Below are 24709 nucleotides of genomic sequence, written 5' to 3'. Positions count from 1 at the left end.
GGATTGACGGCCCGAAGGACCCATCATTAACCTAAAAATACTCAAAATATTGGCTTCGAAGCAAAGTATTTGTTCCTCGCCACCCGGTCCTCCCCATAAATGTCATCGTAAAACGCAATCTTCCCCTTCTTCCCCTCCGCCGTAAAATACCGCAGATAAATCGGCACATGCGCAAAACCCCAGACCGTATGCTTCTCCTGACGCACGATCCAGTTCTTCAACGTATCGGGATGATACCGCATCGTATCATTCCTTATCAGGAAAGCCGACAACTTCCGCCACTGCTGCACCCGCACACACCCATGGCTCACCGCACGGAACTTGTTGTCGAACATCCAGCGGACATTCGTGTCATGGAGATACACATCGTATTTATTCTTGAAGTTAAACTTCATGACCCCAAGCGAATTATCATCACCCTGCCGCTGCTTCAGCTGGTAGGGGAAATTATTCTTGCTCAACCGCTTCCAGTTGATCGTCAACGGGTCCCGCACGCTGTCGTTATCATCGACAACCATGAGGTTCTGCTTCCTCAGGTAGTCCACATTCCGCTTGATCGCCGGCAACATCTCCTTAAAAATGATACTATTGGGGACCGTCCATTGGGGATACGTCACAAAATTGGAGATCTCGCTGGTCAGCAACGGGGTCCGCGTCTTCGGCGCCCCGACGATTACCTTCGACTCCAACGCGATCGTATCGGCATCATGCACCTGCAGGTAAAAGCCCGGCAGATCGACCCAGACATAGGTCTTCGGCAGGGTATCGGGTAACAGCTTATACCGGTCCAAATTGATCGCGATCCGCTTGAATTTCTCCCAGTCGGAATTATTCATCATCGTCACCGTTTCCTGCGAAGCCCTGCCCGTGACTTTTAATTTATTGGTTTCCTGGTATCTCCGTAAGGCCGCCGCCAGCATGGCCGTATCGGCCCGGGTCACGCTGCTGTCGATATATCCGACCTCTTGCAACCGCCTGGTAAGTGCAGTATAGAACACCGTCGAATCCTTAAAGGGATAATCCAGCCAGGTCAGCTTCCGGAAATGGGCATTGGCCAGGAATTCGGGCAGATAAGCCTTCAGCGAATCGTACCCCGGGATCCGCGGCTCAAGACTGTCAAGAGCGCCCCGGACCCCGAATTGACGGGCCGTGGCCAGCGTCCGGACATAAAAACTATCCGGCAGCACACTGTCCTTCCGCAACGTAACGCTGTCATAGTCAAGCCGCCCATGCCGCAGATCTTTCACCAGCGTGAAAAAAGCATCGGTCAACAGGATATCTGCCCGGTTCCAGATCGCAGCGTTCTTTCGCGCAAGGGTGTCTTCCCGAACGATCCGCCGGAAGAAAGACAGCGGGCCAAAATGATAATCCGATGGAAAAAGCCCATAGGTTTGAGCGCCTTCGATAAACGTGAGCAGGCTGTCACCCGCCGGCAGCCATCGCTGCCTGGCACTCCAGATAGGATTGTATCCGCCGGTTTCGTAGAGGCTGTCAACCAGTTTCCGGTATCCCAGCAGGGTGGAATCATTCAGCTTATCGCCATTGGCGGCAGCATACTGGAGAAGAGACTTCAGGTCGGTTCCTGAATGTTCGTCGGCTTGAGTTGGGGTTTTCACGTTGTCCTTATCGTTTCCCGTTGTCTTACCGCCCTCGCGGCAGGCCATCAAAATGATCATCGAAAACACCGGGAAAAGGAAAAGGACGCTTCGCGTTCGATAATTCATATATCGCTCAATATAATACAACAGACGAACATTTCTAAGTGCAAACCGCTATTTTTTGATTACCACTCGGGGAGTCCGCTGTTCCAGCAACCACAGATCAGCCAAAACCAGCGCCGTAACCGCCTCCACGATCACCGGAGCGCGCAAGGCGACACAAAGATCATGACGCCCCTTGACCGAAAAGCTCTCCTGCTGACCCGTTTCCCAGTTCAGCGTCTGCTGTTCCTTGGGTGTGGACGAAGTAGGCTTTATCGCGATCCGGAAAACCAGCTCATTCCCATTGGTGATCCCCCCGACGATCCCGCCCGCATGATTCGTCCGGGTACGCCCCTGCATATCTTCAATAGCATCATTGTGCTCGCTACCAAACATCCGCGCCGCCGCAAACCCAGACCCAAATTCCACCCCCTTCACCGCCGGGATCGCAAAGACGGCATGCGCCAGCAACGATTCCACCGAATCCCAAAAAGGCTCTCCAAGCCCGATCGGCAAACCCTTCACCCGGCATTCGATGATCCCGCCGATCGAGTCCTTTGCATCGATGGCCTTCTGCAACCCCTTGTCGAGGTCGCTTTCGCCCCCGATCTCCAGGATGGTCGATTCGATCCGCAGGTCTCCGCCGGGAACGCCGGCCCGCAATATTTTCTTCGCGATAACCCCCGCCGCAACCAGCCCCACTGTCAACCGGGCAGAAAAAGGTCCGCCGCCCCGGTAATCCTCAAAACCGCCAAACTTCGTGTGCGCAACGAAATCCGCATGACCCGGCCTGGGCACCGCCCGCTGCTTCTCATAATCCCCACTCCGCGTATTCTTATTCTCGAAAAGGATCGTAATAGGCGATCCCGTGCTCGTTTCATTAAAAAGCCCGCTCCTGAAAATGGGCACATCATCCTCCTTCCGCGGCGTCGTCCCCTTCTGCATCCCCCCCTTCCGCCGCTCCAGGTCCGGCAAAAAGTCCTCCAGCGGCAAGGACAGACCCGCCGGGCAACCGTCGATATTGACCCCCACGCTTTCCCCATGCGATTCGCCGAAGATATGGACCCGGAATAGCCGGCCAAAACTGTTCATGATTGTATGTTTACGTTCGCACCTAAGGTTTGGATATCCCTGTAAAAATCCGGATACGATTTCTCGATCGCCTCGGCATCTTCAATGATCACCGGTCCATCCGCCCTCAAAGCCGCAACCGCACAGGCCATCGCGATCCGGTGATCATGCCGCGAATGAACCTTCACGCCGCGAACAACCTCCCCACCCTTCACACGCATAACATCTCCGTCCAGCTCGATCCCCACTCCCATCTTCCCAAACTCCTGCTGCAGGGTCAGCCCGCGATCGCTTTCTTTATGCGCAAGCCGGCTCACCCCTTTGATCGTCGTCACCCCCTGGCAAAAGGCGGCCAACGCCACTAGCGGAGGAAACAGATCGGGACAATCCGTCGCATCAAAAGAAAAAGCGTGCAGCCCCGTCCCAGCCGGCCCAATCACCATCTCCGTCTCCTTGATCTCCACAGTCGCCCCACAATCACACAAGGCCTGCAGAATCGCCTTATCCGCCTGCGTCGACCACTCATCCAACCCACGCACCGTGATCGGTCCCGCAACAGCCCCCGCCACAAGCAAAAAGGCGCCGCCACTCCAATCCCCTTCCACGGTATATTCCCTCTGCCCCGCCCGGCGCTCCGCCGGAAAAAGAAACTCTTCATAGTTCCTATGCTCCACATCCCAGCCAAAATGCTTCATCACCGCCAGGGTCAGATCGATATATGGCTTGCTCTTGAGGTCCCTCACCCGGATCGCGACATCTCCTTTCCCCGCACCCGCCGCCGCGTACGCAAACAACAACCCGGTAAGAAACTGCGAACTGAGCGACCCATCGATCTCTATATTCCGTGGCTGCAGCGGTCCCTGGATCACCAACGGCAGTTTCCCGCCATTCGATACCACCCGGACACCCAGTTGCGGAAAGACCTCGTCAAAAAAATCCATCGGTCGCCGGACCAGGCTGCCCTCTCCCTTCACTTTTATGGTCTTGTCGCTAAGCGCGATGATCGGTGCAAACATCCTCAAGCCGAGCCCGCTCTCCCCACAATTCACTTCCAATCCGCCCGCCGGCTCCACACCCCTGCTCCTCACCCGGAGCGACCCATCCGGCAATTCACTCACTTCAGCCCCCAGATCCCGGATGACCCCCAACGCCGCCTTATCATCATTCGAATGTCCCGGGTGACGGATCACCGTCTCACCCATCCGCAACAACGCCGCCGCACAAGCCCGCTGCATGCTGCTCTTGGACGCCGGCGCCAAAATAGTCCCCGATAACAAAGAAGGTTGAATAGTGGTGATCATCGGGCAGTTATTATTGACTGTAACAGTTTTTCCAATTCCACGAGCGGGATGGCCTTCACAACCCCTTGCCCGATCTTATTAAGCATCACATAATTCATCGTATCCCGCACCTTCTTCTTATCCATCCGCAACACATCCATCACCTCCTTCGGATCGAACTCGGCCAGCGTCGGCAGGCCATACCGCTTCAACACCTCGATCACCCGGTCCGTCTCCTTGAAGGAAGCGAACTCCTCCGAGATCATACTCGCAACCACCATCCCGATGGAAATAGCCTGCCCGTGCGACAGCTCATATACATTTTCGATCGCATGGCCCAGCGTATGGCCAAAATTCAGCAGCCTCCGCTCCCCCTGCTCAAACTCATCCGCCGCCACAACATCCGACTTGATGACCACATTCCGCCGGATCAGCTTCGCCAGCAAAGCCTTGTCCCGCTGATACGTCGTCAGCTTGTTCTTCTCCAACTCCCGGAACAGCGATGCATCCCTGATCGCCGCATGTTTGATGATCTCCGCAAACCCATTCACCCATTCCTCTTTCGGCAACGACTTCAGCAGGCTGTAATCATACAGCAAAAAAGAAGGCTGCCGGATCGTCCCGACCATATTCTTATAGACGTCCACATCGATGCCGTTCTTCCCGCCGATCGAGGCGTCCACCATCGCCAGGATCGAGGTCGGCACAAAGCCGAACGACAACCCTCGCATATAGATCGCCGCCACATACCCCGTCAGATCCGTCACCACGCCGCCACCCACACCGACCAGCACCGTCTTCCGGTCCGCACCCAGCCCGATCAGCTGCCCGATGATCGAATCCACCGTCGCCTGCACCTTGAATTGCTCCCCGGCGTTGATGACAATGGTATTCCATCCTCCAAACCGCTTTGGCTGCGCCGAAAAAAGATGTTCGTCCGTGATGATTACCGCATTCTCTTTTCCCGCCAACTTCTCCAAATAGGAAAAATCTGCGTCGAAATAGTAGGTCGTCGTCTTGCCGCCGCTAAACTTGTACTGCAATTTATTCATGAGATAGACTCTTTAAACCGGTCAAGTTCATGATCCAGCGATTTCGTCAAATGATACTCTTCCTGCTTCCCGATGAAATCCACCACCTGCCGCACCCCGCTCGGACTCACCGAATAGGCAAAATACTCCTCCTCCCACGCAAACTCCGTCGCGAGCAGCTTCGCCTCATTCAGCCAGTCCGCCGTCAATACGCGGATACTCCGGTTCACCTGCGCCAGGTTCTGCGAGGGCATCAGTTGCAATAAACAATGGATATGATCATCCGCTCCACCCGCGGCCAGCACCTTCAATCCCTTCTCCTCTCCCTCCTTTTGCAGATGCGCCAACATGACCCGTCTCACCGGCTTGCTCAGCAACGCTTCCCGCCCACGCACGGTCCAGATGACATGAACATAAAGGAGGACCATACCGCCGGCTTAGCTGTTCATGATCTTGTTCTGATGATTGATGGACTCCATATGCACAGCGTCGTAGTACTTGGTGATAAACTCCTTGCTCAGGTTCAGTTTCTCCCCCTTCGCAAAAGCCTTCTCCAGGATGGAATTCCACCGGTTGGTCTGCAGAATCGTGATGTTGTTGTCCTTTTTGTATCGGCCGATCTGGTCGGCAATCCGCATCCTCTGCCCCAACAACTGGATCAGCTCGTCGTCTATGTGGTTTATCTGCTCCCGTAGCTTGGCGAGGGCATCGATAAAGTCTTTTTCCGTGGTCGTCTCATGACGCCATTTGATGCTGTCCAGCAACTCGGCCAGCCGCTCGGGAGTAATCTGCTGCTTCGCATCACTCCACGCCTTGTCCGGATCGATATGCGTCTCGATGATCAGCCCGTCCATGTCCAGGTCGATCGCCTTCTGCGCCACGTCCAGCAGGATATCCCGCCGGCCACTGATATGCGAAGGATCATTGATCATCATCAGCCCCGGGCTCCGGCGCTTCATCTCGATAGCAAGATGCCACATGGGCGCATTACGGTATTCCGTGTTCCCATAGGAGCTGAATCCCCGATGGATCAGTCCGATCTGCCGGATGCCGGCCTTGGCCACCCGCTCGACAGCCCCCGTCCACAGCTCGATATCGGGATTGATCGGGTTCTTGATCAACACCGGCACATCCGCGCCGCGAAGCGCGTCGGCCACCTCCTGTACACTAAAGGGATTCACCGTCGTCCGCGCCCCGATCCAAAGCACGTCCACATCGAAATGCAAAGCGTCCTCCACCTGCTTGGCGGTAGCAACTTCCACAGCTACGGGCAACCCCGTGAGCTTCCTTGCCGTCTGCAACCAGGGCAACCCCTTGGTCCCGATGCCTTCAAAGCTCCCCGGCCGGGTACGCGGCTTCCAGATGCCGGCGCGCACAATATCTACCTTGCCGGTCTTGGCCAACCGGGTCACCGTTTCAACGGTCTGGGATTCCGTTTCCGCACTGCAGGGACCGGAAATGATCAGGGGGCGCTTGTTCCAGGCTGCCTGGACAATTTCCTTCGCGCTCTTTGTTTCAGTTGCTTCCATGATATATTTAACTTTTAGACTTATCGACTATTGGCATCATTCATCCTGATCCGCCGGCCTTTATAATTCTTCCCGTCTATCGCGCGGATCATCTGCTGCGCCGACCGCCTGTCCACCTCGATCCAGCTGTTCATCTCCTTCATATCGATCCGCCCCAGCACCTCCTTCCGCAGATCACTCATATCAAGAATGAATTGCAGGAAGCTGGCCTTGTAAAATCCATCCTTCGTCCCCAGGTTCACAAACAGCTTGGTATAATCGCCATTGGCGGCATATTCCCTACCCCTCGTCCCCCTCTCTACCTTGCCATATTCCTTCCGCTCTCCGCCCCGTGGCTCCCGGATCGCACTCCGCTCCCGCACATTCAGGTCTTCAGCGTTCTCATAATATTTCAAAAACCGGTCGAATTCCATCGCCGCCACCCGCTTTAGCACCTCCTCCTTGCTCACATCCGCAAACTTTTCCGCCAGCATCGGTACATAGGTCTCATAATCCCCATGGCTGATATCCGCCTGCAACAGCTTGTCCATGAACGAAAAGAACTGCTTCCGGCAAACGTCCTTCCCACTGGGGATCTCCATTTTATGAAACGGCGCCTGAACGATCCTTTCTATCTGCCGCAACTTCCCGATCTCCCGGCTGTGCACGATGGACAACGCGATCCCCGTACTCCCCGCCCGGCCCGTACGCCCGCTGCGATGCGTATATACTTCCACATCATCCGGCAATTCATAGTTGATGACATGCGTGATATCCTTTACATCGATCCCCCTCGCAGCCACATCCGTCGCGATCAGCAATTGCAAGGTCTTCTCCCGGAACTCCCCCATTACCTTGTCCCGCTGCTGCTGGGTCAGGTCGCCATGCAACGCATCGATATCGTATCCCTCCCTCGTCAGCTTCTCGGCGATCGCCTGCGCATCGGCCTTCGTTCGCGTAAAGATGATCCCGTAGATCCCGGGGTTGAAGTCGATGATCCGCTTCAACGTCTCATACCGCTGATGCGCCGAGGTCACATAGTACTGGTGGTCGATATTCTTGTTCGCCGTATTGACCTTACCCACCGTGATTTCCTTCGGCGACTCCATATATTTCTTGCTCACCCGCCGGATCTCGGGCGGCATCGTCGCACTGAACAACCAGGTCGCATCCCGCTTCGGGGTATTCTGCAGGATGAACTCGATATCGTCCTGGAAACCCATGTTCAGCATCTCATCCGCCTCGTCCAGCACCACAAAGCTGATCTGGTCCAGATTGATCGCCTTCCTTTCGATCAAATCGATCAACCGCCCCGGCGTCGCTGCCACAATCTGTACCCCACGGCGCAGATCCCTGATCTGCATCCCAATAGAGGTCCCCCCATACACCGCCATCACATGCATCCCGGGAATGAACTTCTTGAACAGCTCCAGCTCGTTCACGATCTGCATACAGAGCTCGCGGGTCGGGCACACTACCAGCGCCTGCGGATACCGCTCGGCAGCATCCACCAATTGCAACAGCGGCAGGCCAAAAGCCGCAGTCTTCCCCGTCCCCGTTTGTGCCAATCCTACCAGGTCCTTCGTTCCGCTTAATAATACAGGAATGGCCTGCTCCTGTATGGGTGTCGGTTGTTTGAACCCCAGCGCATCAGTAGCCTGAACAAGCCGCGGATCCAGACCTAACCCTTCAAATGTCGTCATACAGTCAAAATTTGCCGCAAAAATACGGTTTTTGCCCCGGAGGGCCTTATTTAATGATCCTCCGTATCTTATTGGCGTTTTCCATCAACTCCCTCAGATATTCCTCGTTCTCCTTCTCCAAACAGCTCTTGAACTTCCGCAGCTGCGCAATATGCTCGTTCAACACGTCCAGCACATGCTCCCGGTTCTGCATAAAGATCGGTAGCCACATCGACGGATTGCTCTTCGCCAGCCGCACCGTGCTCTCAAAACCACCGCCGGCCAGTTCGAATATCGCGCTCTCTTCCCTCTCCTTTTCCAACACCGTATTGGCCAACGCAAACGAGGTGATATGCGAAATATGGCTAATATATGCGGCGTGCATATCATGGCTGTCGGCGTCCATATAGACAAAATGCATCCCCATCTCCCTGTACAGCTCTTCCATCACGGCAACCGCATCCCCATCGCTCTTCTCCTTCTCGCAGATGACACAACACCGGCCCTTGAAAGCATCATGAACCGCCGCCTCCGGACCACTGTACTCCGTACCCCACATCGGGTGCATCGCTACAAACCTCCGCCTCATAGGATGGTCCGCCAAACTCGCGCACAACGCCCCTTTCGTAGAACCCGCATCGGTCACGATCTGCTTGTCCGTCACCAGGTCCATCACCTGCTTCATCACCGGGATGGTCACATCGACAGGGATCGCAACATAGATAAGATCGCTTTGCTTAACCGCTTCTTCCAGAGGCAACACCGCATCGATCAAACCCAGGTCCAACGCCTTCTGCGCGGACGCCGCCGTCCGGCTGACCCCAATGACCCGGCGGACCAGCCCCCGGTCCTTCAAGGCCAAACTAAAACTGCCGCTGATCAACCCCACCCCAACGATCGTAACCGTATCGAATCTCATATTCCTGCCGATTTTATCCGGTTTATACTTTCTTTGAATTTCTCCACGGGCGTACACAGACTAACCCGCACAAACCCCGTCCCCGCCGGACCAAAGATGCCCCCCGGCGTGATGAACACCCCCGCATCGTAAAGCACCCGGTCGCTAAGGGCGTATCCATCGGCGTACGCAGCCGGGATCTTCGCCCAAACAAACATTCCGACCTGGTCTCTGCTAAAATCGCATTTTAGCAACTCCAGCAACTCGAACACATATTCCCGCCGTTCCCCGTACACCGCATTCACGCTGTCGTACCAGTCCTTGCCAAGCGACAACGCCTTCGCAGCCGCCAACTGCACCGGCAGGAACATCCCGCTGTCCATATTACTCTTGAACCGCAACACCTCGTCGATGCGCTCCTTCGCGCCCGACAACGTACCCACCCGCCATCCGGCCATATTCTGTGACTTGCTCAACGAATTCAGCTCGATCACCACCTCCTTCGCCCCCGGAACGGCCAGCAGGCTCATCGGCAGATCATTAAGAATGAAACTATACGGGTTATCATGACAGATCAATATGCCATGTTTCCTCCCAAACGCCACCAGCCGCTCGAACAGCTCCATGGTCGGCATCTGCCCCGTCGGCATCTGCGGATAGTTCACCCACATCAACTTGATCCGGCCACCAGCCGCCAGCCGGTCCAGTTCGTCGAAGTCGGGTACCCATCCCCCTTTCTCCGTTAAAGAATAGTCGATGCATTCCCCGCCCGCCAGCTTTACCGCGCTCCGGTAGGTAGGATACCCCGGGTTCGGCACCAGCGCCCCATCTCCCTCATTGAGGTAGGTCATACAAATATGCATGATCCCCTCCTTAGACCCGATCAACGGCAGGATCTCCACGTCCGGATCGAGCGCCACGCCATACCACTTCGAATACCACTCGGCAATGGCCTTACGCAACACCGGCGACCCCTTGTATGACTGATACGCATGCACATTCGGTTTGGCGCTCTCCTCCTGCAAAACCCGGATGACATCCGGATGCGGCGGGAGATCGGGACTGCCGATCCCCAGGTTGATCACATTCTTCCCCTGCCCGTTCAATTCATCTATCTCCCGAAGCTTCTTCGAGAAATAATACTCACCGATACCATCGAGTCGTTTGGCCGTTGTAATGATCATACTGTAATGCCTTTTTTATAGGTTCCATAGATCTTCAGCTCTGCCGTAATGGGTTTAATGGCCTCGATCACCCGCTCGAACTGATCCATATCGTCAAATTCCATATCCGCATGAAAGGAATATTCCCATTCGCTGCCGGGGATCGGAAAGGACTGAAGCTTGCTGAGATTGATCCCGCCATCGGCGATCCGGGTCAGCACCCGCGCCAGGCTTCCCCGCGAATGGTCCGTATGAAAATTGACGGAAGCCTTGTTGGGATTGGAAACGACCATCGCATTCTCCTCCCGCTGTAAGATAAGGAACCGGGTGTAGTTGTTCTTCATCGTCTGGATGCTCGGCGCAAGGATATGCAACCCGAAGAGCTCCGCGGCCAGCCCGCTCGCAATAGCCGCGGTATGCCTGCTGCGATGCTGATGCAGGTGCTTCGCGCTCAGCGCGGTATCCTCCGTCTCGACAAGCTTCCACGCCGGATGCTTTTCCAGGTAATCGATACACTGTAAAAGAGCCATCGGATGCGAATGCACTTCCCGGATATCCTCCAGCGTTACCCCTGGATTCACCATCAAATGCTGCTCGATCTGCAGATAGATCTCCCCGACCACCAGCAACGGACTCTTCTGCAGCAGGTTGTAGTTGGGCAAAATGCTCCCTGCTATGGAATTCTCGATCGCCATCACCCCCCCGTCACTCTCCTTCCTGTTCGAAGCCACCCGGATCACCTCCCGGAACGTGGCGCACGTGATCACCTCTACATCCCTTCCAAAGAATTGCTGCGCAGCCACCTGGTGAAAACTGCCCTCATAACCTTGTATCGATACTCTTTTACCCATGCGTATTCTATAAAAGCAAGAATCCCGGTCGTTGACCGGGATTCTTTATGTTAATCTCTTTGTTTAGTTCTTGGTTAACAAAAGCAATCCCGGCCTACCCGTAAAGTAGAAGAAAAAAGAGTAGAAAAAATAACGGTATGCTTTCGTAGTGATCATATCAGTGCACCAAAATTAGGGACTTATCTCAATTTACCAAATTATTTTTCAAGCCCGGTCAAAATTTACATCTCAACCGCCTTCACCACCCTGCCATAATCTTCGTCCGAATGCACGGTCTTGGCAGCCTGCATATACAACGTCCGAAGACTATCCGCCTTCGGCAGCCGCCGCCCGATCTCGATCAGCACATTGCTTCGTTCGTATTCCCCACCCAACGTCGTCGTCGTCCGGATCAGCCCCGCCCAGGATCCTCCCTCCCGGATGTCTTTGCGGGCAACCTTCGTCAAAAGCTCGCTCTTCTCATAGTCTCCGCCCATCTTGCCGATCACCGTCAAAAGACTGTCAAAAGCGCCGCCTTCCTTCAACCTACCCCTTAACAAATGCTGTATGGCTTCCGACTTCTCATAGTCCCCGCCCATACTCTTGACAGCCTCCAGGTAGTCCGCACACACCGAATCATTCCTCAGGTATTGGGTATCCACCTTCTCCAGCAGCTCCTTCTTCTCGTAGTCCCCACCGACCTTACCACGCACCCGAACGACCACCGCCGCCACCGTCCGTTCCGATAGACTATCGCTACTCAGTATACGCTCGAGATATCGCTGGCGGATATAGTCCCCATCGACGCTGTCCACTGCGCTCAGCAAAGCCGCATACCCACCCCTCCGGTACAGCCGGTCCATCCGCCCGTCGATATCGAAGCCAAGCCCGATCATCCCCTTAATGACCTTCGCCTCCAGCGCCTTCCCCTCCGCCGATGCCCGATCCACCGGTTTCCCATTCTCATACAGTTCCACCTGCAGCACCCCTTTGTCGTTCATCCCCGCAAGCAGGTGGTCTTCGTTACGCCAGTATTCCAGGTAACCGCCCGGCGAGATCCGGGCTATCTCTGTCTCATCCTCATTGAATTGAATATCGCCGTCATAACGCACCTCTACCCGGTTGGTCCCATCATACATGGACATCCGGTTATGGTGCCGCCAATGATTCCGGCACGAAACCGTCAAAAAGACAATCCCTGCGAGAAAAATCCATAAAGTTTTAGCTTTCATGTAATTACATTAAGAAGTGCGTAATAAGACGCCTCTCCCGGGCGGGAGGTTACAGCAAGCTAGCCCAATCGCTGCATAATTTGCTTGTCGATCAGCGTAAAAAGATGGAACGGCTTGTAGGTCCGCCAGTTCTCGAGCTCGATCAGCTCGATCCACCGGTTCAGCTTCGCCTTCCGGAAATCATGTTGGGTTTGCTCCGGCATATTCAGGCAGGCGACCCAGCCGCCGGCATCGGTCACCTCCTCATACCACTCCTCGTAGTAATCCTTGTCCCCGCTGTGGAAATTGAGGACGTTCTCGCAGATAAGGATGAACTTGGTGATACCGAACTCGAAGAATTTGTCGGTCACCTCCCGCTTCAGGTTCATGATATCGTTCTCGATGGCGTCATTCCATTCCCCAAACAGCTCGATCACGGCATAGTGCTCATCGTAGTCGGCCAGCAGCACCTTGCAATACAAGGTCCGCGACCCGAAATCATCCCATTGCGGATGGATATAATAGTTGTAGATGGTCTGGGAGAACTCGAATTCGGAATAGATCCTTCCATAGAACGGCGATCGCTCGTCTTCCTCGCTGATGTAAATGTGCCGCCAGTTGTAAAAAGGTTCTATCTCGTGCATATCAAACTTATCAGGTCGCTGAATCCACCGCTTTCTTGACACTCCCGCTGCGAAGCAGCAGCTCCCGGGCCTTCTCATAATCCGTAAGCCCCGTTCCTTCCATCACCATCTTGGTGCCCCTATCCACCAATTTACTGTTCGTCAACTGCATATTCACCATCTTGTTGTCTTCCACCCGGCCGATCCGGATCATCACCGCCGTGGAAACCATATTCAACACCAGCTTCTGGGCCGTACCACTCTTCATTCGCGTGCTCCCCGTCACAAATTCCGGACCCACCACGACCTCCACGGGATAATCGGCCTGCTCGGCCACCGGCGAACCCGGATTACACACGATACAACCCGTGGGGATCCCGCGCTCCCGGCAAGTCGACAACGCCCCGATCACATATGGCGTGGTACCGCTCGCGGCCACCCCGATCACCAGGTCCTTATCACAAACCTCGTAAGCCTCAAGGTCGAGCCAACCCTGCCGGCTATCGTCCTCGGCATTCTCTATCGGCTTGCGGATCGCTCCCTCTCCACCCGCAATGACGCCGATGATCAGATCAAAAGGCATACCATAGGTCGGAGGTATCTCGCTGGCATCCAGCACCCCAAGCCGGCCGCTCGTACCCGCGCCGATATAGAAGAGCCGGCCGCCGGCAAGCATCTTGTCCGTTATCGCCGCCACCAGCTTCCCGATCTGCGGAATAGCCTTCTCCACCGCCGCAGGCACCGTCTTATCCTCCTGGTTAATGCTGATAAGGATTTCTTCTATACTCATTTTCTCCAGGTCGTGATACCGGCTTTCTTCTTCGGTGAACTTCTCAAATGCCATTATAAACCAACTATTTTTTTAATTGATGATATTTTATTAATCCATCCATCGGTTTCCTAAGCACATTCCCGAGCTCGAATTCATAGGTATTACAAAGCTCCCCAACCACATCCCTGAACCCATAAGCCACCCCCCCTACAAAATGGATCGGCAATTTCCAGCTTTCCCGGTACTTACACAAATGTTGGAAGAAAAAATCGTTCAGCCCGTCCTCGATGATATTCTCGATCATATAGTGCCCACGGTTCTCCACAAGGAACAGGGCGAACGAAGCCAGGTACCGGTTTGGCAATGCCTTCTTATAGACATTTTCAAGGATCTCGCTTCTGTTGGTAACGTATTTGGCGTCAAACTTATATCGCAGCTCCTCGTCAAAGGTATCATAAAGATAGTACTGCAATACCTTCTTGCCCAGGTAGGCCCCGCTCCCCTCGTCCCCCAGTACATACCCAAGTCCGGGACTGCTCTTGGCGATCTTTTTGCCGTCAAAATAGCAGGAGAAACTGCCGGTACCGAGATTACAGACCATTCCCCTGGTGTTACCGCAAGCCGCGACGGCCGCCCCCATCAGGTCATGGGTCACATGCACCCCCGCCCCCCGGAACGCCCCCCGAAGGGCCTTTGCCACGATCTTCCGATTGTCCGGATTCAGACACCCTGTCCCATAATAGTACACCTGGTCGATCTCCACATCCAGCCTCTTGAACGCCGGCATAAGCTCATTTTCAATTACCCGGCCGATCCCCGCCGAATCGAGGAAATAAGGGCTGATCCCCTGCGTATCCACCTTCTTTTTTTTACCGTCATAAAGCAGGCACCACTCGCACTTGGTCGCCCCGCTATCCGCTATAAGTATATTCATTGGCCTCGCTTAAACCGGACCACAGGTCCGGTGCCCGAAGGTCCGACATTGGCCCCGCAAGGCGCCAAAGGCGCCGGTACAGAACAGCCACTCATCAATCCCTCGGGTTTTTTGACCGCAATTTAACTTATCATTCATTAATTTGCAGCCTTCTGGAATATTTATACAACAAATCGCTCGAATGAAAAAATTGCAGGTCTGGCTACCCTTGTTGTTCGCTATCGTGATGATCATCGGCATGATCATCGGTTTTCGCCTCCGGAGCAATATCCGACCCTCCAACATCTTCATGGCCCGGAAGCCCACCCCCGTACAGGAAGTGATGGATCTCATCAATATGAACTACGTCGACTCCATCTCGACCGATACGATCGCCGACGGGGCCATCGACGGCATGCTCAGCCACCTCGACCCGCACTCCGTCTATATCCCCCCCGCCGATGCCGTGGAAATGAATGAAGACCTGCAAGGCAATTTTGAAGGCATCGGGGTCGAATTCCAGATCTTCGACGACACCGTCAACGTCATGAACGTCCTCGCCGGCGGCCCCAGCGACAAAGCCAACCTGAAGGTCGGAGACAAATTCATCAAGGTCGGCGACTCCGCCGTCGCCGGTAACGGCATCACCAACGACCGCATCCGCAAACTCCTCCGCGGCCCCGGCTCCAGCGACGTCACCATCACCCTCCTCCGCGTCGGCAACCCAACCCCGATGCAGGTACATATCACCCGCGGCACCATCCCCCTGCCCTCCGTCGACGTCGCCTATATGCTCAATAAGGAAACCGGCTATATCCGCATCAACCGCTTCTCGGAAACGACCCATGCCGAGTTCGCCCAGGCCATGATGCAATTGCAGAAACAAGGGCTCCAACGCCTGATCCTCGATCTCAGGGGCAACGGCGGCGGCATCCTGCAGGAATCCATCGAATGCGCCGACGACTTCCTGGACGGCGATAAGCTCATCGTTTATACCGTCGGCGCCCGTTCCCCCCGCGCAGACTACCGCTGCCGCCGCGATGGCCTATTCGAAAAAGGCAAACTCGTCCTCCTCACCGACGAAGGCACGGCATCGGCTAGCGAAGTGCTCACCGGCGCCCTCCAGGATTGGGATAGGGCCACCATCATCGGCCGGCGCACCTTTGGCAAAGGCCTCGTCCAGCAGCCCTTCCAGCTCAGCGACGGATCCTCCCTCCGCCTCACCATCGCCCGCTACTACACACCCACCGGCCGCAGCATCCAAAAGCCGTACAACAAAGGTCATGAAGACTATAATGAAGAAGTGATGAAAAGGTTCCATGACGGCGAAGTCCTCCATGGGGATACAACCACCCGTCACGCCGGCCCCTCCTACCGCACCCTCGGCCCCGAACACCGCACGGTATATGGCGGCGGCGGCATCACTCCCGATATATTCATCGGCTTCGATACCAGCACCTTCTCCCGCAGCACGACCACCCTCTACGTCGACGGGACCCTCAGCCGCTTTATCTACGCCTACTATATCCAACATCTCTCCACCCTGCGGAACTATAAGTCCCCCGCCGAATTCATCGCCGGCTTCCACGACGAGGACGACCTCTGGAAAGGACTCACCGCCTACGCGGCAAAAGACACGATCAGCCTGGCCTCCATTCCCTCCCGGGAAAAAGATATCCTCAAACACCGCCTGAAAGCCCTGATGGCCCGCCAGATCTGGCGCACCGAAGGCTACTTCGAGGTCAGCAACGCCTATGACCCCGTCGTCAATAAGGCCCTCGAAGTAATAAAATAGGGGCGGCTGGAAAGCCGCCCCGTCCAACTGAACCATTCGAAACTATTAACAACTACTTCTCCCGATCCTGCTTATCGAGCAACTCCCGCTTCTCGATCCTGTAAGAACTGATCAACCCCAATCCCGCGAAAATCGCGATAAAGGCGAAATAGATAGGTACATTGCCGCCATTGATCTCCCCATCGTTGCTGAACTTGTTGAAATCATGGCCGAAGCTGTACAACAGGGTATGATCCATCAGGTAGGCGACGAACAACCCCAGCCCCGCGCCGCCGATCAACAGACCCCATTTCAGGCTGCGGAAGGGTGCCGGCCGCGGCCTCTCCGGCTTCAAGTTGGGGTCAAGCCCCTTTTCTATCATTGACATATTCTCCTTATTTCGCAGGTAGCGCCATCCCAGGATGACGGCGCAGATCGCCAGGGTTGAGATAATAAACCATACGAATACTAATTGTCCGGGTTCCATCTTATTCTTGTTTTGCTTTTACAATTCTGTTTACACTACCTCAGACTACGCCCGGAATCCCCAGGTTACACCCCGCGGGTAAAAAATCCCGCAAGTATTTTTGTATCTTTCTTTTGTAACCTACGACACCAATATGTAGTCTTATACTTCGTAATGCACGTTGAACTCACTGATACAGAGATCATTAGGAAAATCCTGCAAGGAGAGCAGGCCCTGTACGCTCAGTTGGTTCAAAAATATCAGCAATACGTCTTTACGCTGGTCCTGCGTTTCACCGATATCCGGGAGGACGCCGAGGAAATAAGCCAGGACATCTTTGTCAAGGCCTACCGCTCCCTGGCCGACTTCAGGGGAGATTCGAAGTTCAGCACATGGCTGTACACCATCGTCCGGACCAGCTGCATCACATTTCTAAGAAAGAAGAAACTGGATACTACCTCGATCGATAATGAACGCACCCTTACTCAATTGGAAAACAGGGAGTCAGGGTTTAACGCAAACACCATCGAACAGAAGTCGAAACACGCCATGGTCAACTCCGCCATCCGGCTCCTCAGCCCCGATGACGCCCAACTGATCACGCTCTTCTATAAAGGAGAGCAGTCGCTCGAAGAGATCGGCCGCATCATGGGCCTCGAGCCGAATACCGTAAAGGTCAAGCTGCACCGGGCGCGACATCGACTGAAAGAGAAAATGGAAAAACATTTCAGTTATGAGGTACAGGATATACAAGGTGACTAACAATGGCTATCTTTATTTAGATCCTAAAGTCAAACGAATGAACACCGAGCAACCAATGGAAGATCGTCTCTGGGATTACATCGACGGGCATTGCAGCCCCACCGAGAAGTCGGCAATCGAAGAACTGCTGGCGACCAATCGCGAATGGCAGCAAAAACACCGCGAGCTGCTCAACATCCAGCAGCTGCTCAGCAGCTCGGAGCTGGAAGCCCCCTCCATGCGCTTTACAAAGAATGTCATGGAAGAAATCGCCCGCTACCACGTAGCACCGGCCACACGAGCCTACGTCAACAAAAATGTCATCCGCGGCATCGGCGCCTTCTTCGCCACCATGATCCTCGGCATGCTGATCTTCATGATAACCCAGTTCAGATGGACATCCTCCACCTCAGGCCCCGATAGCCTCAACCAATCGATCGATAAGATCGGCATCAACCGCCTGGACAGCCTCAATTACTCAAAATTCTTCAACAGCACCTACGTCAGCGCATTTATGCTCATCGCTATCATCTCGGGCCTCATGCTGCTGGATATGTACCTGCAACAAAGGAAAAAACAGCTCAACGCCTGACCAAAATAGGATCAATCCTTGAATTTCTTCTTCAGCGCCAGCAGCTTGGCCTGGAAAGAATCAGGCTCTTCTTTACGAGTCGCAGGCTTCGGACCTGCAACTCTTTTTTCCTTCACACCGCCACTGCTATTCCCCTTCATCGAAAGCGAAATTCGCTTTCGCGCAATATCCACCTCCAGCACCGTCACCATCACCTTCTGTTGCAGCTTCACCACCGTATTGGGATCGGAGACATACGTATTGCTCAATTGCGAGATATGCACAAGCCCATCCTGCTTCACCCCGATATCGACGAATACCCCGAACGCCGTTATATTCGTCACGATACCCGGCACCGTCATCCCTTGCTTCAGGTCCTCCATCGTCTTGATCGTCTCCTCGAACCGGAACTCTTCGATCGGACTGCGCGGGTCCCGGCCCGGCTTCTCCAGCTCCTTCAAAATATCGTCGATCGTGAACTCACCCACCGATTCGGAGATATACTTCTTCTTCACCACTTTCTTCCGCAGATCCCCCTGTTTTATCAGGTCCGCTACACTGCAATTCAGGTCCGTGGCCATCGACTCCACCACATGATAGGACTCGGGATGCACCGCACTGTTGTCAAGCGGGTTGGCGGCATTGGGGATGCGTAAGAAACCTGCACACTGCTCGAAGCTCTTGGGCCCCATCAGACTCACCTTCTTCAGCTCCTCCCTCGTGGCAAAAGCTCCATTCTTCGCCCGGTAATCCACGATATTCTTGGCCAGCGAAGCGCTGAGCCCCGACACGTAGGTCAGCAAATGCTTACTCGCCGTATTCAGATCGACTCCCACATGGTTCACACAGCTCTCCACCACACGATCCAGCTCGTCCTTCAGTTTATTCTGGTTAACATCATGCTGGTACTGCCCTACTCCGATCGACTTGGGGTCTATCTTCACCAGCTCGCTCAACGGGTCCAGCAACCGGCGGCCAATACTCACCGCCCCGCGAACCGTGACGTCCTGGTCAGGAAATTCCTCCCTCGCCACCTCGCTGGCCGAATAGATCGACGCCCCGCTCTCGTTGACCATAAAGATGCTTACATGTTTGCCAAAATCTATTCCCCTCACCAGCTGCTCCGTTTCCCGGCCCGCCGTTCCGTTACCGACACCGACGGCCTCGATATCATACCGGTCGACCAGCCGCTTCAGCTCCGCGATGGAAGCCGCCACTTCGTGCTGCGGCGGATGCGGATAGATAGTGCTGTTATGCAGGAAATTTCCCTGTGCATCCAGGCACACCACCTTACACCCCGTCCGGAATCCCGGGTCCAATGCCAGCACCCGCTTCGATCCCAGCGGAGAAGCCAGCAACAACTGCCGCAGGTTCTCGGCAAAGACCCGGATGGCCTCTTCATCCGCCTTGTTCTTGCTGATCAGGCGGAACTCATTCTCGATGGAGGATTTCAGCAGGCGGTCAAGAGAATCTTCGATCGCCTTCTTCACTTCCCCCGCCGCGGCGCTGCTGCCCTTTACAAAGATCCGGTCCAGCTCATCCACCGCAGATTGCTTGTCGATATTCAAGTCCATCAACAGGTAGCCTTCCTTCTCCCCACGCCGGATGGCCAGGATACGATGCGAAGGACAATCGGCCAGCGGCTCGTTGAACTCGAAATAATCGCGGTACTTCTGCGCTTCCTCTTCGTCTTTCTTGGCCGCGATCACCTTCGCGCTTAGCACCGCGGTCTCGGTGAACAGCTGTCGCACTTTGTTCCGGGCCTGCTCATGCTCCGCAACCCACTCGGCGATAATGTCCCGCGCCCCTTGCAGGGCTTCCTTCGTATCCTTCACCTGGTCGTTCACAAACTTGCCCGCCTCTTCGGCCGGATCACCCGCACCCTGCTCGAAAAGGAACTTCGCCAATGGCTCCAGCCCCTTCTCGATGGCCGTCGTCGCCCGCGTCTTCCGCTTGGGCTTATAGGGCAGGTAGATATCCTCCAGCTCCGTGGCGTCATAGCACCCCTCGATCCGCCCCTTCAATTCGGGCGTCAGCTTCCCAAGGCCCTCGATCGTCTTCAGCACAGTCTCCTTCCGTTTGTCCAGCTCAGAGAAATATTTGATCTGTTCCACGACATCATTGATCTGCACCTCGTCCATATTCCCCGTAGCTTCCTTCCGGTAACGCGCCATGAATGGGATCGTGGCCCCTTCGGCCTGCAGATCGAAAATGTTATTAACTTGTTTGAGGCTAAAGCTTAATTTTTCAGCGATCTTTTGTATATAAACGGCTTCCATAGTCAAAAAAATGTGGGGGGCAAATGTAAGGCAAAATCCTACCTTTATCGCATGGATATCAAAAACAATATTCTCGAAACGATTGGACATACGCCGTTGATCCGTTTGAACAAACTCACAAAAGATCTTCCCTGCACCGTACTTGCCAAAGTGGAATACTTCAACCCCGGAAATTCCGCAAAAGATCGCATGGCCCTGAAAATGGTCGAGGTCGCCGAAAAAGACGGCAGACTCAAACCCGGCGGCACCATCATCGAAGGCACCTCCGGCAACACCGGGATGGGTCTCGCACTGGCCGCCGTCGTAAAAGGGTATAAATGCATCTTCGCGACAACGGACAAACAATCCAAGGAAAAGATCGATATCCTGAAAGCACTCGGCGCCGAAGTCATCGTCTGCCCGACCAATGTCGAACCCGACGACCCACGCTCTTATTACTCCGTCTCGAAGCGTCTCGCCAAAGAAGTCCCCAATTCTTTCTACGCCAATCAATACGACAACCTCGCCAACCGCCTTGCCCACTATGAGACCACCGGTCCGGAACTCTGGGAGCAAACGGACGGCAAAATAACCCACCTCGTCGTCGCTACCGGCACGGGCGGCACCGTCACAGGCACCGCGATGTTCCTGAAAGAAAAGAACCCCGCCATCCGGGTCTGGGCCATGGACCCTTATGGTTCCCTGCTCACCAAATACTTCCGAACCGGCGTGATTGACATGAACGAGGTGCATCCCTATGTCACCGAAGGGATCGGCGAAGACTTCGTCCCCCAGAACTACGATATGAAGGTGATCGATGCCTTCGAGCAGGTCACCGATAAGGATGCCGCCATCATGGCCCGCCGTATCGCCCGCGAAGAAGGCCTCTTCTGCGGATACAGCGCAGGCACTGCAATCCAGGGTCTCATGCAGCTCAAGGATAAGCTCGGGAAAGACGACCTTGTCGTGGTCATCCTGCACGACCACGGCAGCCGCTATGTCGGTAAGATCTACAACGATCAGTGGATGATGGAACGCGGCTTCCTCGACGTAAAGAGCTTCAAGGATATCGTTTCCGGCCGCGGCGCCAAACGCCTCATCACGGTCTCACCGGAAAATACAGTGGGAGAAGCATTTGAGCTCATGCAAAAATACCATATCGAAAATCTACCCGTCCTCGAGGATGGAGAGCCCATCGGCGCCCTTAGCGAGAGCGGTCTCTTCTCCCGGGTCATGAACAACGGGGCCGATATAAAGGGAAAAACCGTCGCCGACGTAATGGAAAAGCCCTATCCCCTCGTTGCCTTCGATACCCCCCTCGAACGACTTAGTTCGTTGATCAACAGGGAGAACGGAGCGGTATTGTCAAAAGATGACAGCGGCAATTATCACATCGTCACAAAATACGATATCATCCACGCCATGGGCGCATAGACCACCCCCGGATCGTAGTTCTACGCGGACCCGGATAGCAATCTTCCTAGTTATATTATGCAATGATTACGAAACGGTTAGTAAAACCTGCGACGCCTAAATAAAGCAAAACCTCTATTGTCCCGTCAATTTTAACAATCTATTTTTGATTCAGAAGTTGATTGATAACATCAATCACCCAGTATCCAAAAAAACCAATCGTCTAAACCTGTTCCCGTTAAAAGTTATCAAGCCAATACCTAAGAAATTCCGGTGAGATCCAATATCAGTCAACTTCTATTTTAACCGATCAGTCAGCATTTCCATAATACGGGCCCTTAAAGTCTAAAACGTACTCCAAAATCCAACGTCCGAACAACAACCTGAATCGCCCCTCCTGCTAAATTTTCTGATTAGAGCACCACTATTTAGCAGGAGGCCTTCATTGAACACAATTATCCGATATTTGACGGGTAATGCAATTCAACGCTCCCCCATCAGGCGACGATCCCAACAAGCCCAGCCGGAAAAAACCCATCTTCCCGGTCACGGAAGGCCTTCGCAGCTATCTCAAACACCACGGCCGGGAGGTCAGGCTCCCTGTATCCTACCGCGACCTGTTGCTCCATATCACTTACTCCGTACCCCTGAAAGATAAACACCAGCAGGACACCCTCTGGGAAACAGCCCTCTATGATATGCGCCACTGGGACTTCATCCGCGACGGGCTCGTCCAGATGTACGCCATACTCAAGACCGAAGGCGATCTCAGCTACACAAAGCACCTCGACGTCGCACGCATCGACTTCTGCAGCTTCGCCAACTCCCACCCCTTTCGCATTCGCATCGTCAACAAATTCAACGACAATTACGATCACTACTATATCAAACAGGCCGATGCTTCCCGCATCTACGGCCTGGAGCTGGAACACCTGCTTTCGCCCAACCGCATCACCTTCTACACCCACCATAACACCCTCGTGGAAGAGCATATCCCCGGCATCCCCGGCGATCTCTTCATCCGGAACTTCCTCGACGACCCTCAGACCAACAAGATCCGGCTCGCCAAGGAATTCGTCAAGTTCAACGAACGCTGCTTCGTCCGCCTGCTGGGAGACATGCGATCGTATAACTTCGTCGTCGACATCACCCCCGATATCGAAGACTACCAATACCGTATTCGCGCCATCGACTTCGATCAGCAATCCTATGAAGGTCGCAGGAACCTCTATATCCCGCAATTCTTTAAAGAGAACAGGGCCTTCGTCGACCTTTGCCTGACCCATCTGAACAAGGAGTCGATCGAACAATACCAAACCGAAGAACGGACGATGATGGCCTTCCGCGTCGCCTCCTCCCGGTTCCGGCTGATGGAGCTGCTCAACATCATGGCCAGGGACAAACCCCTGTCCAGCCCCGAAAAATTGCTCCAGCTAAAGACCGAGCTCGGCGACTACTTTGGAAATCCTGCCTTTTCCAAATGCAGATCGATCGGCCAGCTGGTAAAAAGACAGCTAAAACAGACCCTGCAAAAGAATCTCACCCTTCTTCAAAAAAATCTCTCCAAATTCGAAGATTAGCCCGCCAGACCTTATCTTCGCGGCGCCGATATGCCAAAAAAACTCAAATCGTCGGTACGATCGAATGAGCAAATACAAAGCCGGAGTCCTGTTCGGTGAAGAATTGGAAGCCCTGTACAACGACGCAAAAGACAACAACTTTGCCTTACCCGCCGTAAACACCATCGGCACAAACACGATCAACGCCACCCTCGAGACGGCGGCAAAGGTCAATAGCCCGGTCATCATCCAGTTCTCCAACGGCGGCGCCCAGTTCATCGCCGGAAAAGGGATGCCCAACGACAAGCTGCAGGGGAATATTTCAGGCGGTATCTCCGGCGCGCTGCATATCCACAACGTCGCGAAATATTACGGCGTCCCCGTCATCCTCCATACCGACCACGCGGCCAAAAAATGGCTCCCCTGGGTTAGCGGTCTGATCGATGCGGGCGAACAATTCTATAAGGAAAAGAAACAACCGCTGTTCAGCAGCCACATGCTCGACCTCTCCGAAGAACCGATCGAAGAGAATATCCACACCTCCGTTGAATTCTTCAAACGCATGCAGCCCCTGGGCATGGCCATCGAGATCGAACTGGGCGTCACGGGCGGGGAAGAGGACGGCGTCGACAACAGCGGCGTCGAGAATGAAAAGCTCTATACCCAACCCCAGCACGTCGCATATGCCTATACCGAACTGAGCAAGGTTGGCCGCCTCTTCAGCGTGGCAGCCGCCTTCGGCAATGTCCACGGCGTTTATAGCCCCGGCAACGTCGAGCTGAGACCCGTCATCCTCAAGAACAGCCAGGATTATATCCAGAAAGAGCTCGGCACCGGCCCCAAACCCGTCTACTTCGTTTTCCACGGCGGCAGCGGCAGCCCCCAACACCAGATCCGCGAAGCCATCGGCTACGGCGCGATAAAGATGAACATCGACACCGACCTCCAATGGGCCTTCTGGGAAGGGATCCAACAATATTACAAGAAGAACGAAGGCTATCTCCAGGGCCAGCTCGGCAACCCCGAAGGCGCGGACAAGCCCAACAAAAAACACTATGATCCCCGCGTTTGGCTCCGCAAGGGCGAAGAAAGCTTCATCAAGCGGCTCGAAGTCGCCTTCGAAGACCTGAACTGCGTCAACCGCAACGCCTAGATACTATTAATTAGATATTTTATCGACAAAGATGCCCCCATAAGGGGCATTTTTGTCTTTTTGCCCCAGGAGCGGTAAATTGCGATACTATA

22 protein-coding genes are annotated in these 24709 nt (G+C 54.5%); 6 read left to right on the top strand and 16 right to left on the bottom strand.

What is annotated here, in order from left to right:
- Positions 1-41: 41 nt before the first annotated feature.
- The 14 genes from VHE34_RS11520 to VHE34_RS11455 all read right to left on the bottom strand — a co-directional run bounded on the left by VHE34_RS11520 (position 42) and on the right by VHE34_RS11455 (position 14703).
- The gene (locus tag VHE34_RS11520; protein WP_325587931.1) at positions 42-1724 is read right to left on the bottom strand and encodes a L,D-transpeptidase family protein; all 1683 of its coding nucleotides are present in this window, start codon (positions 1722-1724) and stop codon (positions 42-44) included.
- A 48-nt stretch (positions 1725-1772) separates the two neighbouring features.
- Entirely contained in the window at positions 1773-2792 is a 1020-nt protein-coding gene (locus VHE34_RS11515) for a chorismate synthase (RefSeq protein WP_325587929.1), read from the bottom strand.
- On the bottom strand, positions 2789-4072 hold the full coding sequence (gene aroA, locus VHE34_RS11510) for a 3-phosphoshikimate 1-carboxyvinyltransferase (RefSeq protein WP_325587927.1): 1284 nt from the start codon (positions 4070-4072) through the stop codon (positions 2789-2791). Before aroA ends, VHE34_RS11515 begins: the two co-directional genes overlap by 4 nt.
- Positions 4069-5103 (bottom strand): 3-dehydroquinate synthase, encoded by a 1035-nt coding sequence (gene aroB / locus VHE34_RS11505; RefSeq protein ID WP_325587926.1) that lies wholly within the window; start codon positions 5101-5103, stop codon positions 4069-4071. The genes aroA and aroB overlap by 4 nt, the downstream gene beginning before the upstream one ends.
- Entirely contained in the window at positions 5100-5510 is a 411-nt protein-coding gene (locus tag VHE34_RS11500; RefSeq protein ID WP_325587925.1) for a transposase, read from the bottom strand. Before VHE34_RS11500 ends, aroB begins: the two co-directional genes overlap by 4 nt.
- A gap of 9 nt (positions 5511-5519) precedes the next feature.
- Complete coding sequence (locus tag VHE34_RS11495) at positions 5520-6611, bottom strand: chorismate mutase (RefSeq protein ID WP_325587924.1); 1092 nt, start codon at positions 6609-6611, stop codon at positions 5520-5522.
- A gap of 20 nt (positions 6612-6631) precedes the next feature.
- Positions 6632-8293, bottom strand: a complete 1662-nt coding sequence (locus VHE34_RS11490; RefSeq protein WP_325587922.1) for a DEAD/DEAH box helicase — start codon at positions 8291-8293, stop codon at positions 6632-6634.
- A gap of 46 nt (positions 8294-8339) precedes the next feature.
- The gene (locus tag VHE34_RS11485) at positions 8340-9191 is read right to left on the bottom strand and encodes a prephenate dehydrogenase (RefSeq protein WP_325587920.1); all 852 of its coding nucleotides are present in this window, start codon (positions 9189-9191) and stop codon (positions 8340-8342) included.
- Positions 9188-10354 (bottom strand): pyridoxal phosphate-dependent aminotransferase, encoded by a 1167-nt coding sequence (locus VHE34_RS11480; protein WP_325587918.1) that lies wholly within the window; start codon positions 10352-10354, stop codon positions 9188-9190. The genes VHE34_RS11485 and VHE34_RS11480 overlap by 4 nt, the downstream gene beginning before the upstream one ends.
- The gene (locus VHE34_RS11475) at positions 10351-11184 is read right to left on the bottom strand and encodes a prephenate dehydratase (RefSeq protein ID WP_325587916.1); all 834 of its coding nucleotides are present in this window, start codon (positions 11182-11184) and stop codon (positions 10351-10353) included. Before VHE34_RS11475 ends, VHE34_RS11480 begins: the two co-directional genes overlap by 4 nt.
- Positions 11185-11405: 221 nt before the next feature.
- Positions 11406-12302, bottom strand: coding sequence for a hypothetical protein (locus tag VHE34_RS11470; protein ID WP_325587914.1), 897 nt, complete (start codon positions 12300-12302; stop codon positions 11406-11408).
- Positions 12303-12454: 152 nt separating this feature from the next.
- A complete protein-coding gene (locus tag VHE34_RS11465) occupies positions 12455-13018 on the bottom strand; it encodes a hypothetical protein (protein ID WP_325587912.1) in 564 nt (187 codons plus the stop codon).
- Between the two features lie 10 nt (positions 13019-13028).
- Positions 13029-13841, bottom strand: coding sequence for an N-acetylmuramic acid 6-phosphate etherase (murQ, locus tag VHE34_RS11460; protein ID WP_325587910.1), 813 nt, complete (start codon positions 13839-13841; stop codon positions 13029-13031).
- A 10-nt stretch (positions 13842-13851) separates the two neighbouring features.
- Positions 13852-14703 carry an N-acetylglucosamine kinase gene (locus VHE34_RS11455; protein ID WP_325587908.1) on the bottom strand — a complete coding sequence of 284 codons (852 nt, stop codon included), beginning with the start codon at positions 14701-14703 and terminating at the stop codon, positions 13852-13854.
- Between the two features lie 181 nt (positions 14704-14884).
- On the opposite strand from VHE34_RS11455, the gene VHE34_RS11450 reads away from it, so the two are divergent.
- Positions 14885-16477, top strand: a complete 1593-nt coding sequence (locus VHE34_RS11450; RefSeq protein WP_325587906.1) for a S41 family peptidase — start codon at positions 14885-14887, stop codon at positions 16475-16477.
- A gap of 52 nt (positions 16478-16529) precedes the next feature.
- Here the strand turns inward: VHE34_RS11450 and VHE34_RS11445 are convergent, their stop codons facing one another.
- Positions 16530-16943 carry a DUF6249 domain-containing protein gene (locus tag VHE34_RS11445; RefSeq protein WP_325587904.1) on the bottom strand — a complete coding sequence of 138 codons (414 nt, stop codon included), beginning with the start codon at positions 16941-16943 and terminating at the stop codon, positions 16530-16532.
- Between the two features lie 153 nt (positions 16944-17096).
- Between VHE34_RS11445 and VHE34_RS11440 the strand changes: the two genes are divergently transcribed.
- Complete coding sequence (locus tag VHE34_RS11440; RefSeq protein ID WP_325587902.1) at positions 17097-17684, top strand: RNA polymerase sigma factor; 588 nt, start codon at positions 17097-17099, stop codon at positions 17682-17684.
- A gap of 37 nt (positions 17685-17721) precedes the next feature.
- Positions 17722-18255: a hypothetical protein gene (locus VHE34_RS11435; protein WP_325587900.1), complete on the top strand. Its 534-nt coding sequence runs from the start codon at positions 17722-17724 to the stop codon at positions 18253-18255.
- Between the two features lie 11 nt (positions 18256-18266).
- On the opposite strand, the gene VHE34_RS11430 is transcribed toward VHE34_RS11435, so the two are convergent.
- Positions 18267-20513: a Tex family protein gene (locus tag VHE34_RS11430; protein WP_325587898.1), complete on the bottom strand. Its 2247-nt coding sequence runs from the start codon at positions 20511-20513 to the stop codon at positions 18267-18269.
- A 51-nt stretch (positions 20514-20564) separates the two neighbouring features.
- On the opposite strand from VHE34_RS11430, the gene VHE34_RS11425 reads away from it, so the two are divergent.
- From VHE34_RS11425 to fbaA, 3 genes are all read left to right on the top strand, one after another.
- Positions 20565-21926, top strand: coding sequence for a pyridoxal-phosphate dependent enzyme (locus VHE34_RS11425; RefSeq protein WP_325587896.1), 1362 nt, complete (start codon positions 20565-20567; stop codon positions 21924-21926).
- 455 nt (positions 21927-22381) lie between these two features.
- Positions 22382-23485, top strand: a complete 1104-nt coding sequence (locus VHE34_RS11420) for a hypothetical protein (protein WP_325587894.1) — start codon at positions 22382-22384, stop codon at positions 23483-23485.
- Positions 23486-23549: 64 nt separating this feature from the next.
- Complete coding sequence (gene fbaA / locus VHE34_RS11415) at positions 23550-24617, top strand: class II fructose-bisphosphate aldolase (RefSeq protein ID WP_325587892.1); 1068 nt, start codon at positions 23550-23552, stop codon at positions 24615-24617.
- Positions 24618-24709: the final 92 nt, after the last annotated feature.

Origin of the sequence: Puia sp. (assembly GCF_035546395.1) — a bacterium.
GTDB lineage: Bacteria > Bacteroidota > Bacteroidia > Chitinophagales > Chitinophagaceae > Puia.
The sequence above is the reverse complement of the archived record's forward strand: the minus strand, read 5'-3'. Positions and strand labels throughout refer to the sequence as shown.